The organism is Paraglaciecola sp. (genome assembly GCF_030730205.1).
Taxonomy (GTDB): Bacteria; Pseudomonadota; Gammaproteobacteria; order Enterobacterales; family Alteromonadaceae; genus Paraglaciecola.
Window position 1 is genome coordinate 1 of the sequence record NZ_JANQVQ010000121.1, and the last position, 16713, is coordinate 16713.

The following is a 16713-nucleotide window of genomic DNA, read 5'->3' on the forward strand; positions in this document are numbered from 1 at the left end:
GCGCCACCGACTTTGTGGGCAACTTAGCTGCCAGCAAGGATTCACCGGTGTTACTCAGACCTGAAATAACCACTTCAAAACGTTGATCTTCTACATTCCATTGCCACTTAGCCACGGCTTCGTAGCTCGTATCATCATCAATAGAAAGGCGAATTCTGCCGGGCTCATCACTGTAGAGTTTATACACGCCACTCAAATCACCCTGTATATAACGGCCTTGATTAGTTAGCGACACATACACCGACTGATGTTCATCACCATTACTGTCTTTACCTTGCAAGATCAGGCGGTAGTCACCGGCTAAATCTGCAGGGTCAACCACATTATCACCGTCTACTGGCGCATAACGATGAGGGGAAACCACCAGCCACTGGTCTTTATTGAGCCACATTTCGTGCACACGCACAGAGTGAGCTTCAATATTGTCGTAACGGCCTTCCTCTTGTGGAAAACGAGTATGGGTAAACAGCAAATATTTACCTAGTTGCTCATCATATGAAGCCGAATTATGACCGGGTGCGTTGTAACCATATTGAGCTGATGGATCGCCAAAGGCAGAGGCCCATAAATGACTACCCAACATTTTGTTACCCATTTCGTTGGCGACAGTGGCATTAACCATGTCATTGCCTGCGGCATCTAAATAAGGGCCATCGGGAGTGCGGGAACGCGCTACGCGAATGTTGTAACCACCATCAGCGGCAAAACCCGCGTCAGACCAAAACAAATAATAATAATCACTGTCTGGGCTATAAATAACAAAACTACCTTCAATGGCGTTGTAGTTACCCCCCACTAAATGTTTGCCATAACCTTGTCCGGCTTCTGGCATGCCCGTGGTTTCGTCCATGGCTAATACAAAAATTCCACCAGAATACGAACCGTAAACCATCCACAAATTGCCGTTTTTATCGTAAAATGCAGCGGGGTCGATGGCATTAGGGTGTACCGCAGGATTGTAAGCAGTCACACCATCCACCGGATAAGTGTCTAATTCTCCCGCACGATACCCTGAGCGTAAAAACACACCTTGATTGGTATAAGGGCCCTCAACCGAATCAGAGACAGCTAATCCTAAATAAGAACGGTTCCAGCACACCTCATCAAACTCAGGAGTGTCAGGGTTGTCTTGACCACAGTGATTGTAATAAAACCAAAACTTGCCGTTTGGCGCCTGAATAACATCGGCCGCCCAGTTACCAATAAAACCATCTGTCCAGGCTATGCCTTCGGCGATTTCAGAGGCATAAGTATTAAACAAGGGCGTATCTGCAACTGAATTGGAAATGTATTCCCAGCCCATCAAATCAGTAGACTTAGCCGCCGCCATGTGGGAGCCAAAGACATAATAGGTGCCGTCAACTTTCACTATGGAGGGATCATGTACGCCGATATCGTTGTATTGGCTGCTGTCGGAAATGCCCGCGTTAGGATCGACTGCGGTTTGGTTGCCAGGTGCTGTATAAGATGGAGGAGAATTACTATCGTCTCCTGAACCACCGCATCCTGAAACTGCTATTATCCCACTCAAAAAGAGTGCTGTTTTAAGTTTCATTTTGGTTTGCCTCATGTGTTGTGTCCGAATTCTTATCAAGGTTGAGTCGGGTATATCGCATTAACTGTGATTGACTAGTTACAACAAAACAATCTTGTCATACAATATTACTATAGTATTTAAAATCATTTTTACATAAGATTAACTAGCAATGCAATTAATATTGTTTTTTTTAACAATTGACTTACGTTTGCCAATACAAGCCGCAGGTTTAGTGCTTGCTCTCCGTGACTTAGCGATGAACTGGCAAGGTAAACAAGCAGCCAAGCTGCAGTAAGTTGAACTAAACGTGAAATACCAAGGAATTATTATGTTTAAGTCTTATTTATCCGCTGCGACCTTATTATTAAGCAGTGCAGTGGCCGCACAAAACCCATTATTTGTTGATGTATTTACTGCCGATCCTGCAGCTTTGGTAGACGGTGATACCGTGTATTTATATACCGGCCATGATGAAGCCAAAGACAATAATGTGTTTTTTGAAATGCATGACTGGTTAGTGTTTTCCTCTAAAGACATGAAACACTGGACGCCCCATGGAGCTATTATGCAAGCCACTGATTTTAGCTGGGCTAAAGGTGAAGCCTGGGCGGCTCACATGGTTAAACGAAAGGGCAAATATTACTTTTACACCACAGTGCGCCATAAAGATGACAAACCTGGTTTTGCCATCGGAGTTGCCGTATCCGACTCGCCAACAGGGCCGTTTAAAGATGCCCTAGGCAAGGCTCTCGTCACTGACGACATGACCAAACAAACTCCCAACGACTGGGACGATATTGATCCGGCGATTTACATTGAAGAAAACGGCGATGTGTATATGTTTTTTGGCAACTTAATGCCTAAATACGTCAAGCTCAAAGACAATATGATCGAACTCGATGGTGAGATTAAAACATTAGATTTACCCAAGTTTACCGAAGCGGCTTGGGTGCACAAAAAAGACGACAATTATTATTTGTCTTACGCCTGTGAATTTCCAGAAAAGATCTGTTACGCCATGAGCAAAAGCATTCACGGCCCGTGGGAATATAAAGGTATTCTGAATGAAATAGCGGGTAACAGTGAAACCAATCACCAGTCCATAATTGAATTCAAAGGTAAGTCTTATTTTATTTACCACACTGGCGCTGTGCCACCGCTTAATGGTCAGCCTAGTGGTGGACGTTTCCGTCGCTCAGTTGCCATCGACGCCCTGAACTACAATGCCGATGGCAGCCTAAAACGGATAATTATGACCAGCGAAGGTATTAACTAAACCTTCTAATTTGCTATTCCATTGAGATAAAAAAGCCCAGCACTTGCTGGGCTTCCTTTTGCTCATTAACCAGAGAGTTTAGTGAGTTGCGCGTAAGTGAAACACCTGACAGTTATTATCGAGCAAAGGAGCCTGAGCGATATTAGTCCCCTGCGCTAAACCACAATTGGCTAAGTTCATCGCCTGCTTGCTATAACGGTTAATCAAATTAAAGCCACCACCATTAACCGGTTGCATACGCCATTGAGCGGTTGGTGCCACGCATTGCTGTAACTCAACGTTAGCGCCTGGCACCACAGCATTATCAGCAATGCCCACACACAAATGTGGCGCATTTTTGTTTTTAAGCTGCATAAAACCTGCTTCTGTGGCCGTCATCTGCCAGATTTGATTGGTGTTATTGGTCCAAGCACTTTGTTCAACATTACTGGCAAATTCAGCTGGGCTTTGGCCGATGGATAAGGCCTTGCCACTTTGCTGACTGAGTATCGCCATTTCACCAGTAGCCTGTAAACGCCATTGTTGGCACTCAGTATTGGTATTTTGTTGCACTGCGTGACCAAGGTCACTTGAGCAATTAGCCAGCGACAAATTTAAACCTGTGGCGCGATTGGTAATAGTGACTAAACCATCGTCCGCGGCTCTAAGCTGCCATTGCTGACAATAATTATTATGCCAAGGTGAGAGTTGGGTATTCACGCCTTCTTTGGCCTCACATTGGGCAAGGTCTAAAAATTGTCTGCTATTACGTTTAGCTAAGCGGTAAAAGCCTTCTGTAGTTGAGTCCAGCACCCAGTCGTTAGTACTGGCAGCACACTGGCCCTGTAGGGCAAAACTCGGACCAACATCCAAACACTTTTGTGATGTAGCGTTAACTAAGGAATAGGTCTGACCCTGAACTATGGTTTCTAAGGGACCATCTTCACCAGAAGGTGGGGCAACTATCACACCCGGTGTAATGGGTTTGCCAAAATTGGGCGTGCCGTCCTCATGCCAAGTAAACTTTTGCGCGCGCAGGGAGCGTGAAGCACCACAACCTTCGGTTTCCAAGGCATTAGCATGATAAACCAACCAGTCTTCTGTGCCGTCCGGCGAGGTAAAAAAGCCATTATGGCCAGGGCCAAACACGGTCTCGGTGCGCTCAAAAACCGGTTTTTCTGACTTTTGCCAATTGGCTGCAACCATAGGATCATCGCCCACCAATTCTAATAAACCCAGTTTGTAGTCTGGCGTATCACAAAAACTACCTGAGTAGGTCATGAAGGTGCGACCATTGTGCTGCAAAATTTCAGCGCCCTCGGTGACTTTACGTTCACTTATTTCCCACTCTAATACAGGTCTGGTTAATACCACGTGTTTGGTATCCGCCTTGAGACTCCAAGGTGTATCCATTTCTGCAATCAAATTACGTTGCTCATCACCCTGCCATTGGGAGTAAATCAGATAAAGTTTGTCTTTTAGTTGCAGGTAATTACCGTCGATGTTCCATACATCCGGCATCATGGCACCTTTATATTCATAGGGGCCCATAGGGTCGTCACCGGCACTTTCGAGTACATTAAGATGCTGGTGATCCAAGGTACCGTCTTGACCCGCGGTATACATCATGTACCAGCGGTAGCCTTTTGGTCCTTTTAAACGGTGAAACTCAAAGGCCCAAAAATTGCAGCAACGCTGGGCTTCGGTGGCCGACCACACATTAATAGGAACCGCAGTGGCAAGGCCAGCTAAGGTAGGCGATTTACGCATCACCAATTCTGATGTCCAGGTAGTGGTGGTCAGATAATAATTACCATCCCAATATTCCAACCAAGGATCGGCTCCATTGGGAAACAGCGGATTAGTAAAGCTGCCTTTTTGTGGCGCCCCCGCTTTTTCAGCGTGTTTTCCCTCATTAATACTACAGGCAGTCACAGCAAGAATTAGTGTTATTACGGCCAACTGACTAAAGGTTTTCATGCAATTTCTCATGGGATCCCTATCTACTATTTATTAAAAACTAATACAAATCCAGCCGACGCTGGCAGGGCAAAGGCGGTTTGCTTGCTGTCGATGTCAGTCTCAACCATGCTACGTGGCAAAGGGCCATCACTAAGCATATTGCCCTGTTGCTTGCCCATAAAGACTAAATCCAGTTGCAATGCTTTTGCCTTATCTTCACCGTTGATGGCCGCCACATACCACGTGTTCCCTGCGCGTCTGGCGATCACCACGAGCTTGCCGGGAATACCATCTAACAAGCGACTTTCATCCCATTGACCAGGTATGTTTTGCAAATAGGTTTTGACATAGTCAGGGACCTGCGACATTTGCTCGGGCGTGGTGACCAAATGCTGGATACCAGAGGTAAATATCACCGGTAGTGCTAACTGAAAACCGTTAGTGGTCTTGCGTTCAATATTGGGAATATCACCCAACACCATGGGCGTAAAATCCATAGGATCAAACAAGTTGCGAGTAAAAGGGATGGTCGTGGCGTGGCTAGCTTCAGCATTGGCGGTTTTTTGATCAAAGGTGATCATTTCAAAACCTTTGATGGCTTCCGAGGTTAAAAAATTTGGATAAGTGCGCTGCATACCGCGGGGTAAAGTCGCGCCATGAAAATTAACCATCAGCTTAAAATCCGCCGCATCGGCGAGTATATCTTGATAGTAATGCATGGCTGATTGGCCATCGCCAGGGAAAAAGTCCACTTTAATGCCACGAATACCCATTTGGTGAATACGCGCAAACTCAGCACGACGATCGGCTCGAGTCAATAAACGACTTTTTGGGGTGTAAACCGTGTCGTTCCATGCGCCTGATGAGTTGTACCACAGCAACAGAGCCACATTTTTAGTTGCCGCATACTGCACTAATTCAGCAATTTTGTCGTAACCAATTTTCACATCCCAATCGGCATCCACTAGCACATAGGGCCAGTGCATAGTCGCGGCGTAATCGATAAATTCTTTTTGCACCGGATACACAGTGGCGTCATCTTTAAGTAAACCCCAACTCCATGCTGCAATGCCGGGTTTCACAAAGTCAAAGTCTCCCTCAACTTCAGGCAAGGCTAAATCGGTGCCTAAGGTTGAGGCATACACTTGTGCCAAAGTGCCCACTGCGATAATCCGCCAAGGCGAATTAAACGGCAGTTTAGCTTGGGATAGTAAGGCGCCATTGGTGGTCACTTCGCCGGCTTGGGGCATACGGATCTGATAATTACCACTTGGGCTGTTTTGGGCTAGGTTTGTGCCACTATAATGACCATCCATGCCCGCTTCCGAGATAGCAATCCAAGTATCTTTGTAGTGAAATAAGGCCGGATATATCCAACCCGCTTGAGTGGGTGAGGCAGTACCGACTGGCATGGCCATTTCATAACTTTCTTCATAAGAAGGGTTAGTTTGCATCCAACCCGACTTAACCACCGACTTAGGCTGCAACCAGGCTTGAGTGTCGGCATAAAAGTTAAAACTACTGGCCTCCGACATCACCACCCGTATATCTTGCGACTCACCACCCAGTTCATAACGAAAGGCCAAACCATCGTTGGATACCCGCAGTACCAATGCCACAGGATGGGATGCCGCATTACGGAAATGCAATCTCTGCTCTTTAGCTACATAATCAATTTCACTGGCTTTGCCGGTTTTTAATGAATAATGTTCGCGAATGGTTTCCAGCGACGACTTGCTCACCAAGCTCAAATCATGAGTAAAATCAGTGTTATGCAGGCTTATCCCCAAAGCGGAAGGCTCCATCACAGGCTGTTGCTGACGGAACAACTGATAACTCAGTTGTCCCGCATCATCTAAATCAATGGTGACCGAAATATTATTGTCTGGGCTAGTGATTTTACTCAGAGGCGCCGCGAGCGCCATCGGAGTTCCACACACAAACGTCGACAATAAAAGTGCGACCCATAGTTTCATCTTTATTGCTCCCGTTTGAGTTTTGTTAATGCGCATTATTTAGTCGCAAAACGATAAACGATGCGAGTTTGATAAGTATCTTCTGGCAACAAAGTGGTGCTTGGGAATTGTGGCTGATTAGGCGAATCTGGATTGTGCTGCGGCTCTAAACAAAAACCGCTGCGAAAACCAAAAGTACGGCCTTTGCCCTGTAAAGTACCATCCAAAAAGTTACCCGAGTAAAACTGTACTGAGGGCTCTTCACTCCACACTTCTAATACACGGCCAGTAGTCAGCTCACTCACTGTCGCCGCTAACACAAGTTCATCACTTGGCGCTGCTTTTACTACGTAGTTGTGGTCATAACCCAAGCCCAAAGCCAGTTGCTCATCATCAGCGCCTATATCTTGGCCAATGGCTTTAGGTGCACGAAAATCAAAAGGTGTACCTTCGACCGAGCTTAATTCACCGGTAGGGATCAAACCTGCGCCAACGGGAGTAAGAGTAGCGCTATTGATTTGCATCTGGTGAGCAAGAATGTCGCCTTTGCCCGCCAAATTAAAATAAGTGTGTTGGGTTAAGTTAACCACTGTGGCTTTATCAGTGTTGGCTTTAAAGCGCATATCTAACTGATTATCAGCAGTCAGTTCATAGGTCACTTCGACGGCTAAATTACCGGGGTAACCTTGGTCGCCATCTGGGCTATTTAAGGTTAAGACAATTCCGGCGCTGTTAGCTGTGGTAAAGGGTTTCATAGCCCATACTTTTTTGTCAAAACCTTGCACCCCACCGTGTAAATGGTTAGCTCCGTCATTAGTATCTAGTTGATAGGTTTCACCATTTAAGGTAAAACGGCCATTGGCAATACGATTTCCATAACGACCAATCAAAGCGCCAAAATAGGGGCTGGCACTCACATAATCGTCAAGATTGTCAAAACCTAAGACGATATCGCCCAACTGGCCTTGTGCATCTGGGGTTAATAAACGCGTAATAATCCCGCCGTAACTGATCACATCCACTTCAATGCCATTGGGATTACTTAAGGTGATCATGTCCACTTGGGTACCATCGGCTAATTGCCCATAGGGCTTGCTAGTAGCGGAAAATTTTGTACTTTTCATTGTTTGTTCCATTACGGCTGTTTTTTCACTTGATGTCTGGCTGGTACTTTGCCCAGCAGGATTGCAACCACTTAGAAATAAAGCCGCCAGAGCGACAGTAAGTGCACGCATGCATAATATTTTTGAAACAAGAGGGCTAGTGTGGTGTTTGCTTAATAAGGTCTGAGACATAATTTATCCTGTAGTAAGGTTTTTATAATTTAGTAAGGCAATTAATTAGTCTTGATAAAAATAAAATAAACGGACCAGTCAATAGCACGTAATCAAGCCTAGAGCAGACTTTGTCTCTCTAGTTGAATTTGTCCATCTAACACCAAAATACAATCCATTCCGGCTCGAGTAGCAGCTTCTTTGCCAATTAAGGTATCTTCAAACACCACGCACTTAGCGGGATCTACCCCCAATAATTGGGCGACCGTTAAAAAGGTTTCGGGATGGGGTTTGCCGTGAGTAACATCGGTGGCAGTAACCAAGGTAGTAACTAATTGATCAAGCCCCGTTTTATTTAGTAAATCAACAGCGTGTGCGCGTTCTGCCCCGGTACCAATGCCCATCTTTAGTTTGCCGTGATAGTGCTGCAGTACCTGATGGGTTTGTTCAATAATGCGCGGAGAATCGTCTAGGGTTAACCAAAATTCACGTTTTTTGGCGGCTACATCATCAGGCGAGTGCTGAAGATTGAACTTTTCATTTAACAAAACCACGGTTTGCCGCGTGGGTACCCCACCCAAACCATGCATAAAATCTCCATCAAAGGGATAAGAAAAATGTTCACAGGTCATGCGCCAGGCTTGTATATGAGCGCCCATTGAATCAATTAGGGTGCCATCCATATCAAAAATAATGGCGCTGTAACGAGAGAGATCTAACATTTTTTACCTTGTTTAATCGTTGAAAAAGCCAATCCGCAGATTGGCTTTTTCCAAGAGCTTTTACAAGCCGCGATTGAGGTGATAATACGCAGCGCTTTGGCGCAACTCGTTTTTGAAGCCACGGATAGTGGTATCAGCATCAATAACCACAGCTTCAACTCCGGCCATTTCCGCATAATCAATGATCATGTCGGTGGTGACTGTCTGGCTGTAAGCCGAGTGATGAGCACCACCCGCATGGATCCAAGCCGCAGAGGCAACCGATAGGTTGGGTTTTGGCTCCCACACTGCGCCGCCCACAGGTAATTTAGGTAGCTCGGCCGGAGGTGTAACAGTGTCAGCTTCGCTCACGATAATACGGAAACGATTACCCATATCGATAGGTGAAACATTAATGGATGGGCCTGGCGACGCGGTAAACAACAAACGCGCCACATCACATTTAACACCTATGGTATGACGATGTACTTCGAGACGGGCTTTGGCTTGCGAAATAGTAGGGCAAATTTCTAACATGTGAGCGCCCAACACTTGGTCAACCTCAGCGAAGTTGTAGGTGTAGTCTTCCATAAACGAGGTGCCGCCTGTTCTGCCCTCACCCATCACTTTCATGATTCGTACCATGGCCGAGGTTTTCCAGTCACCTTCGCCGCCATAACCAAAACCTTGTGACATTAAACGTTGCGTGGCCAAACCGGGTAAACCCGTCATGCCCGCGAGGTTTTCAAAACAGTTAGTAAAGGCTTTGTATTTGCCGTCATTTAAAAACTTCAACATGCCCAGTTCAAGACGTGCTTCGTTTTCAAACATTTTAAACTGAAAACTATCATTCAAGGCATCAGCGCTGATGATGTAGTCATTTTTATATAATTCGATTTGGTTTTTAATGTCGCTGGCGCTGACCTGATTGACCACATCAACGAGATCTTGAATACCGTAGGCATTGACTTCATAACCAAACTGAATTTGTGCAGCGACTTTATCACCTTCGGTGACTGCCACTTGACGCATATTATCGCCAAAACGCGCGACCTTTAGATGACGACTTTCATGCCAGCCACTGGCGGCACGGCACCAATCATCCATTTGTTTTTGCACGTCTTTATTGCGCCAATAACCAGCTACCACTTTACGCTCGATACGCATGCGAGTGCCAATATGACCAAATTCACGATCACCATGGGCACTTTGGTGCAAATTCATGTAGTTCATATCAATGTCAGCCCAAGGTAGGGCCGCGTTGAACTGAGTATGTAAATGTAACCAAGGCTTGCTCAAAGCATTTAAGCCTTTGATCCACATTTTGGCGGGTGAAAAGGTGTGCATCCATAAGACCAGACCCACACAGTTAGGATCAGTATTTGCCGCTTGGCACACCGCATAAATCTCTTCCGGTGATTTCACCGTGGGTTGCCACACCAAATTGACGTTTAACCCTGCGGTTTCATTTAACTCTTTAACCATGGCTTGGCTGTTTTCAGCCACGGATGCAAGGACTTTGGGCCCGTATAAATCTTGTGATCCGGTCACAAACCAGACGTTTTTAATGCTGTTAGTAGGCATAATAATGTTTAAACCTCGTAATAAATAAATTTGTGGTTAGTTGCTTTGGCCGTAATAGGCGCCACTACCGTGTTTTCTTTGATAATGTTTGTTTAAAATCGCCGCACTTAATAACGAACCTGTTGGGTTTAAGGTACGAGTCAGATAGGCCATTTTGGCAATTTCTTCTAATATCACCGCGTGATATACCGACTTGGCAGCATCTTTGCCCCAGGTAAAGGGCGCATGTCCCGCCACTATCACCATGGGTGCTTCATTAGGACTACGCTGTTTGAAACAGTCAGTAATTTGCACCCCGGTTTCTTCTTCGTAATCTCGTTTGATTTGTTCGTCACTCATTTCTGCTGTGCAAGGAATTTCACCAAATACAAAGTCAGAGTGAGTAGTACCTAAACAAGGGATAGATAATTTCGCCTGCGCCCAGGCTGTGGCATAAGTGGAATGGGTATGAGTAACACCACCGATATCAGCAAAATGGCGATATAGATGAGTATGAGTTTTAGTGTCTGAAGAAGGACGCATGCTGCCCTCAACTATCTTGTTATCTAAATCCACTATCACCATGTCATCGGCTTTCATATCGGCGTACGACACTCCACTGGGTTTAATGGCAATCACCCCTGCATCACGATCAATTTGAGACACATTACCAAAGGTATACACCACTAGATTACGGGTTTGCAGCTCTATATTTGCTTCATAAACCTCGCGTTTTAACTCACGATATTTCATGCTGTAGCTCCTTTTTTATAACAGCACATTTTTATGCCAGCCCATTTTCATAATGGCCCAATGTCTGATATTTGGCGTAGAGTTGTTCGTACACCGGCACCCGTTGAGGATTAGGCTGATAACTTTTATATACTGGCGAGGCTAAGCTGGCTTGTGCTTCACTCACCGTAGCAAAAACGCCGGCAGCAACAGAGGCAAATATGGCAGCACCCAGGGCGCAGCTTTGTTCACTTTTAAGTACATCTATTTGGCAATTCCAAATGTCAGCACATGTTTGCATCACATAGTCAGATTTTTTCGAAATACCACCTATCACCACGATGGAATTAACCGGCACACCCTGCTCAGTAAAACAGTCGGTGATAGCTTTAGAACCAAAAGCGGTGGCTTCTACTAGGGCTTTAAAAATATAGCTGGCGTCAGTACCCATCTTGATACCCTGAATAGCCATGCTCACGCCCTGATTGGCAACCGGAGTACGACGGCCATTGATCCAATCAAGCGCCACAACATCAGTGGCTTTAGGTGTAATCTGACTGGCTTTGTCAGACAAGGCTTGCAAAGTTTGTTGTTCAATATGTTGTTTTATCGCCACCGCCGCATTGGCATCAACCCCCGTAATATTGAGATTAATATTTGCCATTGGCCAATTGAGTACGTTTTTAAACCAAGCATACAAATCACCAAAAGCCGATTGACCTGCTTCCAAACCCACCATGTCAGGGATAACCGAACCCGTTACTTGGCCACAAATACCTTTGACGCTGGCACCCGCTAATTGCTGCGGCGCAACGACGGTAATGTCGCAGGTCGAGGTGCCCATAACTTTGGTTAACACACCGGGTTTAACATTGGCTGCAACCGCGCCCATATGACAATCAAAGGCGCCATAACCCACAGCAATGCCTACTCGCAAACCGAGTTTGGCAGCCCATTCTTGGGTCAATCTACCTGCTAACTGATCTGAAGTCTGGGTATCAGCATTTAAAGTATCGACCAAACCATCAAGTAGGGGGTCGATAGCCACAAAAAAATCATTCGGAGGAAAACCGCCCCACTGTTCGTTCCACATAATTTTGTGGCCAGCGGCACAACGGCCCATTTTAAATACCGAGGGATCGGTGGTATCGGTCAAAACCGCGGTCAACCAATCACAGTGTTCTACCCAGCTATAGGCAGCTTTACGAACTTGTTCATCGCTGCGTAATACATGTAGGGCTTTGGCCCAATACCATTCTGAGGAATACACGCCGCCCATATTACTGATGTAATTAATTGAATTGGCAGTGGCTTTTTGGGTTATTTCAGCCGCTTCTTTAATGGCCGTGTGATCTTTCCACAACACAAACATCGCATTGGGGTTTTCACTAAACTCGGGGGTCAAGGCCAAAGGCACACCCTGTTTGTTAATCGCCACCGGCGTCGACCCCGTAGTATCAATACTTAAACCCACGACTTTATCGGCAATACCAGTTGGTACCTTCCACCACAAACCAGCCATCACTTCTTCAAGGCTATCTAAATAATCTTGTGGATGTTGTCTGAACTGATCCCGCTGCGGCTCACAATACAAACCTTTACTCCAACGTGGGTAAACCACCATATGATCAGCGACTTCCCTACCGTTACTGGTATCCACCAGCAAGGCTCTGACAGAGTCTGATCCGTAATCTAGCCCCAAAACATAGCGCGACATAAACACCCTTACTTTCTTGAAATCACTTGTACGCAATTATTTGCTCAAGCGAAAAACCTTAATTGTATTATAATAACATTAAAATACCAATGTAAAGAGAATGTAAAAGCATAAATGTCTAAATAACTCCGTAACCACTCAATAATGGTTGTATTATTTAATAATAATGGAGGAACCACTTGCCGTTTTATTGTCTATTTATAATGTTATTGGCAGAGGTTTGAAGAGTGAATAATTCTATACGATGAAAAATATATTTGATATTTCAGCTTCAGCAGCAATGAACAATTCGTTACATCAAAAATTCTTTTGATGGCCACCAGATTTTGCTGGATATCCTAGTATTTCAAAGCAAAGTGCATCTAATGTTAAAAATTTTCAGTTTAAATTTAAAAATAAAACAAATTATATGGTAATATTGTATTACAATTAAGCGTATAGATGCTGTCACTGTAAAGCACATTTGTAAGCAATCAAATGTGTTAAGTCATTTAATGATATTTGCAGACAAGATACTTAAACCTCGTTCACGGAATAGACCAAATGAGAAACAACAAAATTAATTACCAAATATTATCAAATACTATTAGAGGGTTAGTCATCGATGCGGTTGAAAATGCCGGACATGGGCATCCGGGTGCTGCTTTAGGGATGGCGGACATTGCTACTATATTGTACCGCAATCATTTAAAATTTGATCCTGACGCGCCGAATTGGCACGACCGAGATCGGGTGGTCTTGTCCAACGGACATGGCGCGATGTTACTATATTCATTACTCTATCTTATTGGAGTAAACGGTGTTGAATTAGAAGACATAAAAAGCTTTCGAAAAGCAGGTTCAATTACCCCAGGGCACCCAGAAGTAGGTCACACTCCTGGTGTAGAGGCAACAACTGGTCCACTAGGTCAAGGGTTAGGCATGGCAGTTGGTCTCGCATTGGCTGAACAACGTCTACGAGATGAGTTTGGGGAACACATATGTAACCATCGGACATGGGTATTTGTTGGGGATGGATGTTTAATGGAAGGGGTTGGTCAAGAGGCTGCATCTTTGGCGGGACACCTTAAATTAGGCCAGCTAAACGTGCTTTATGATATGAATAGTATTTCAATTGATGGGAATACAGATCTTGCATTTACCGACAACACAAATAAAAAATTTGAAGCCATGGGATGGCATACTATTATAGCTGACGGCCATAACTTTGAAGATATCGACCGCGCGCTTCAAGAAGCAAAGCAAGAATTATCAAAACCCTCCATTGTTTTATTCAAAACAATCATCGGATATGGGGCTCCAACCAAAGCAAATAACGCAGGTATTCACGGTTCACCTTTGGGTAGCGAAGAAGCAAGATTAGCTAAATCTAACTTGAATTTAGTAGAAGAGCCGTTTTCTATTCCAAGCGAAGTATTACAAGATTGGAGGAAAACAGGCGCAATGAGTCAGACGCTTCGCATTACTTGGGAAAAGAGTCTTGCTACCATGCCCCAAATCGACCGAGAAGATTTTGTGAGGCGAATGGAGGGGAACCTCCCATCAAATTTTGATGACGTTATTGAAACAGCAAAACTAAACTTACCAACTGAACTCCTTAGCCTAGCAACTCGCAAAGCAAGTCAAATAGCGCTAGAAGTCGTTGGTAAAAACTTACCTGAACTCATAGGCGGCTCAGCCGATTTAACAGGTTCAAATTTGACTCAAACAGCGGCTACCGACAGTACTTTTAATCCTGGAAAAAGTGGACGGTACATCAGATATGGTGTTAGAGAGTTTGCTATGGCAGCAACCATGAACGGCATGTCGCTGCATGGGGGCATAATACCCTATGGAGGTACATTTCTTGTTTTTTCAGATTATATGAGGAATGCCATCCGATTATCTGCCCTGATGCAAACAAAAGTTCTGTATATAATGACACATGATTCTATTGGACTTGGTGAAGATGGTCCAACTCACCAACCAGTTGAACACCTTGCAAGCCTGAGGGCAATTCCAGGTATGAAGGTTTTTAGGCCGGCTGATTTAACTGAAACTATAGAGGCTTATCAAATAGCCTTAAAAACAACAGGCCCTTCACTATTTGCGTTATCAAGGCAAAACTCTCCAGCAGTCAGACTATCCCATACACCTCTCAATTTAGTCTCAAAAGGTGGATATCTGATACGAGAAACGCAGAAACCAAGAGACCTAACAATAATTGCAACGGGTACAGAAGTTGCCATAGCGATCGAGGCAGCAGTCAAACTTGAAAAATTAGGCGTTCATGTAGCAGTTGTCTCATTGCCATGTTGGTCATTATTTGATGCACAACCTAATGAGTATCACCAAGAAGTGTTAGGAGATAAACCTCGACTAGCGATTGAAGCGGCTAGTTCATTTGGTTGGACTAGATATGTGGCCGACGAAAACGACGTTTTAAGTGTAAATGAATTTGGCGCGTCGGCGAGCGCAGAGCAATTATATGTAAAATTTGGTCTCACTTCAGAAAATCTAGTTGCTAAAGCTTTGACTAAGCTTAGCGAAGAGAGCAAGCCTTAAATGTGCTAAGACTAAAAGATTTATCCATTTTCAACTCACACAATCACAAATTTTAAACTACTAATTAAAAAAGAAGTAAATATGACAAATCAACTTGATGTATTACGTACCGTCACAACAGTTGTTGCTGACACTGGCGATATCGAAGAAATTCAAAAGTATCATCCTGAAGATGCAACAACTAATCCTACATTGATACTTAAAGCGGCAAAATTATCTAAATATAAAAACTTATTAGAGGACGCCGTAAACTACGCAAAAAGTTTATCTGATGATAAACATACTCAAATATTAGAAGCTGAAGACAAACTAGCCGTTAATATTGGTAGGGAGATATTAAATTTCATTCCGGGAAGGATTTCAACTGAAGTAGACGCCCGCCTGTCATTCGATACGAAAGGCTCGATAGAAAAAGCGAAAAAACTGATTAAATTGTATGAGCTTGCTGGTGTAAAAAAAGAAAGAGTACTGATTAAACTAGCTGCAACGTGGGAAGGCATTAAAGCAGCAGAAGCACTTGAAAAAGAAGGAATAAATTGTAATTTAACCTTGTTATTTTCTTTCGCTCAAGCTAGAGCATGTTGTGAAGCTAAAGTGTTTCTAATATCACCGTTTGTTGGAAGGATCTTAGACTGGCACAAAGCAAAAACTAGTCTGACTTACGAATCGTCTGAGGATCCTGGCGTAATTTCGGTAAGTAGTATTTACAAATATTATAAAAGTCATGGCTATAACACTGTCGTCATGGGAGCAAGCTTCCGGAACACAGGTCAAATAATCGAGCTTGCAGGTTGCGATCGTCTTACCATCAGCCCCCAACTTTTAGAGGAATTGTCAAACTCTTCTGACCATTTTGAGCAAAAACTGATAAACGATTTTGTAGCGCTTACCGCGCCAAAAATAATGAGTGAAAGTGAATTTCGTTGGCAACACAACCAAGACGCAATGGCGACCGAAAAATTAGCGGAGGGTATTCGTAATTTTGCTATTGATCAGGAATCATTAGGTGAAATGTTATCTACTTATTTCAATACCCCTTAATAACAACCTCAGTGGCAAATGTGGTGAGCTCACTAAATGTTAGAGTCTTTCCGCATGGCGAGGTCTTGAATTCGAGTCTCGCCGGGTGGACCATTGCAGTATCATTTTAAATCAACCAAACTAGCCAACCTTCCCTGATTGAGTAATACAGCCCTCTATCATAAGCGTCTCGGCAAAGACGCCTAGCCTAGATTAACATTCCACGGTAGCAGTTTTTCGATGTCAGGCTCTGGCTGACTAAATTGCGCTAGCAGATGGGTAATGTAATCATAGGGTGTCAGCCCATTGGCTTTAGCCGACTCCACTATCGAATACAGCACGGCACTTGACTGTGCACCTTTGGCTGTTTGCGAGAACATCCATGCCTTCCTGCCCATCACGAACGGTTTTATGGCTCTTTCGGCTCTGTTGTTATCTATGCTGAGCCTCCCA

The 16713-nt window shown here is 44.4% G+C and carries 13 protein-coding genes; 4 read left to right on the forward strand and 9 right to left on the reverse strand.

The genetic code is table 11. The annotated features are described in order from the left end of the window. Positions 1 to 1555: family 43 glycosylhydrolase (locus NWQ57_RS08625; RefSeq protein WP_306021742.1), on the reverse strand; the 1555-nt coding region annotated here is incomplete at its 3' end. Positions 1556 to 1706: 151 nt separating this feature from the next. Here NWQ57_RS08625 and NWQ57_RS08630 point away from each other — a divergent pair. Together NWQ57_RS08630 and NWQ57_RS08635 are read left to right on the forward strand one after the other, a co-directional pair. Then, positions 1707 to 1832, forward strand: coding sequence for a hypothetical protein (locus NWQ57_RS08630; RefSeq protein ID WP_306021743.1), 126 nt, complete (start codon positions 1707 to 1709; stop codon positions 1830 to 1832). Between the two features lie 33 nt (positions 1833 to 1865). Then, positions 1866 to 2813, forward strand: coding sequence for a glycoside hydrolase family 43 protein (locus NWQ57_RS08635; protein ID WP_306021744.1), 948 nt, complete (start codon positions 1866 to 1868; stop codon positions 2811 to 2813). 78 nt (positions 2814 to 2891) lie between these two features. Here the strand turns inward: NWQ57_RS08635 and NWQ57_RS08640 are convergent, their stop codons facing one another. From NWQ57_RS08640 to NWQ57_RS08670, 7 genes are all read right to left on the reverse strand, one after another. After that, positions 2892 to 4772, reverse strand: a complete 1881-nt coding sequence (locus tag NWQ57_RS08640) for a family 43 glycosylhydrolase (protein WP_306021745.1) — start codon at positions 4770 to 4772, stop codon at positions 2892 to 2894. Positions 4773 to 4798: 26 nt separating this feature from the next. After that, complete coding sequence (locus NWQ57_RS08645; protein ID WP_306021746.1) at positions 4799 to 6730, reverse strand: glycoside hydrolase family 97 protein; 1932 nt, start codon at positions 6728 to 6730, stop codon at positions 4799 to 4801. 35 nt (positions 6731 to 6765) lie between these two features. Further along, positions 6766 to 8004 carry an aldose epimerase family protein gene (locus NWQ57_RS08650; RefSeq protein ID WP_306021747.1) on the reverse strand — a complete coding sequence of 413 codons (1239 nt, stop codon included), beginning with the start codon at positions 8002 to 8004 and terminating at the stop codon, positions 6766 to 6768. A 98-nt stretch (positions 8005 to 8102) separates the two neighbouring features. Continuing rightward, a complete protein-coding gene (locus NWQ57_RS08655) occupies positions 8103 to 8705 on the reverse strand; it encodes a beta-phosphoglucomutase family hydrolase (protein WP_306021748.1) in 603 nt (200 codons plus the stop codon). A gap of 60 nt (positions 8706 to 8765) precedes the next feature. Then, positions 8766 to 10268, reverse strand: coding sequence for an L-arabinose isomerase (araA, locus tag NWQ57_RS08660; protein ID WP_306021749.1), 1503 nt, complete (start codon positions 10266 to 10268; stop codon positions 8766 to 8768). Positions 10269 to 10304: 36 nt separating this feature from the next. Then, positions 10305 to 11000 (reverse strand): L-ribulose-5-phosphate 4-epimerase, encoded by a 696-nt coding sequence (locus tag NWQ57_RS08665; protein ID WP_306021750.1) that lies wholly within the window; start codon positions 10998 to 11000, stop codon positions 10305 to 10307. Positions 11001 to 11031: 31 nt separating this feature from the next. Beyond that, positions 11032 to 12696, reverse strand: a complete 1665-nt coding sequence (locus tag NWQ57_RS08670) for a ribulokinase (protein ID WP_306021751.1) — start codon at positions 12694 to 12696, stop codon at positions 11032 to 11034. A gap of 543 nt (positions 12697 to 13239) precedes the next feature. On the opposite strand from NWQ57_RS08670, the gene tkt reads away from it, so the two are divergent. Both tkt and tal read left to right on the forward strand, forming a co-directional pair. Continuing rightward, complete coding sequence (tkt, locus tag NWQ57_RS08675) at positions 13240 to 15240, forward strand: transketolase (RefSeq protein ID WP_306021752.1); 2001 nt, start codon at positions 13240 to 13242, stop codon at positions 15238 to 15240. 81 nt (positions 15241 to 15321) lie between these two features. Next, positions 15322 to 16281: a transaldolase gene (tal, locus tag NWQ57_RS08680; protein ID WP_306021753.1), complete on the forward strand. Its 960-nt coding sequence runs from the start codon at positions 15322 to 15324 to the stop codon at positions 16279 to 16281. A 182-nt stretch (positions 16282 to 16463) separates the two neighbouring features. On the opposite strand, the gene NWQ57_RS08685 is transcribed toward tal, so the two are convergent. Beyond that, a partial coding sequence (locus NWQ57_RS08685) for a transposase domain-containing protein (protein ID WP_306021754.1) occupies positions 16464 to 16713 on the reverse strand: 250 nt, incomplete at its 5' end.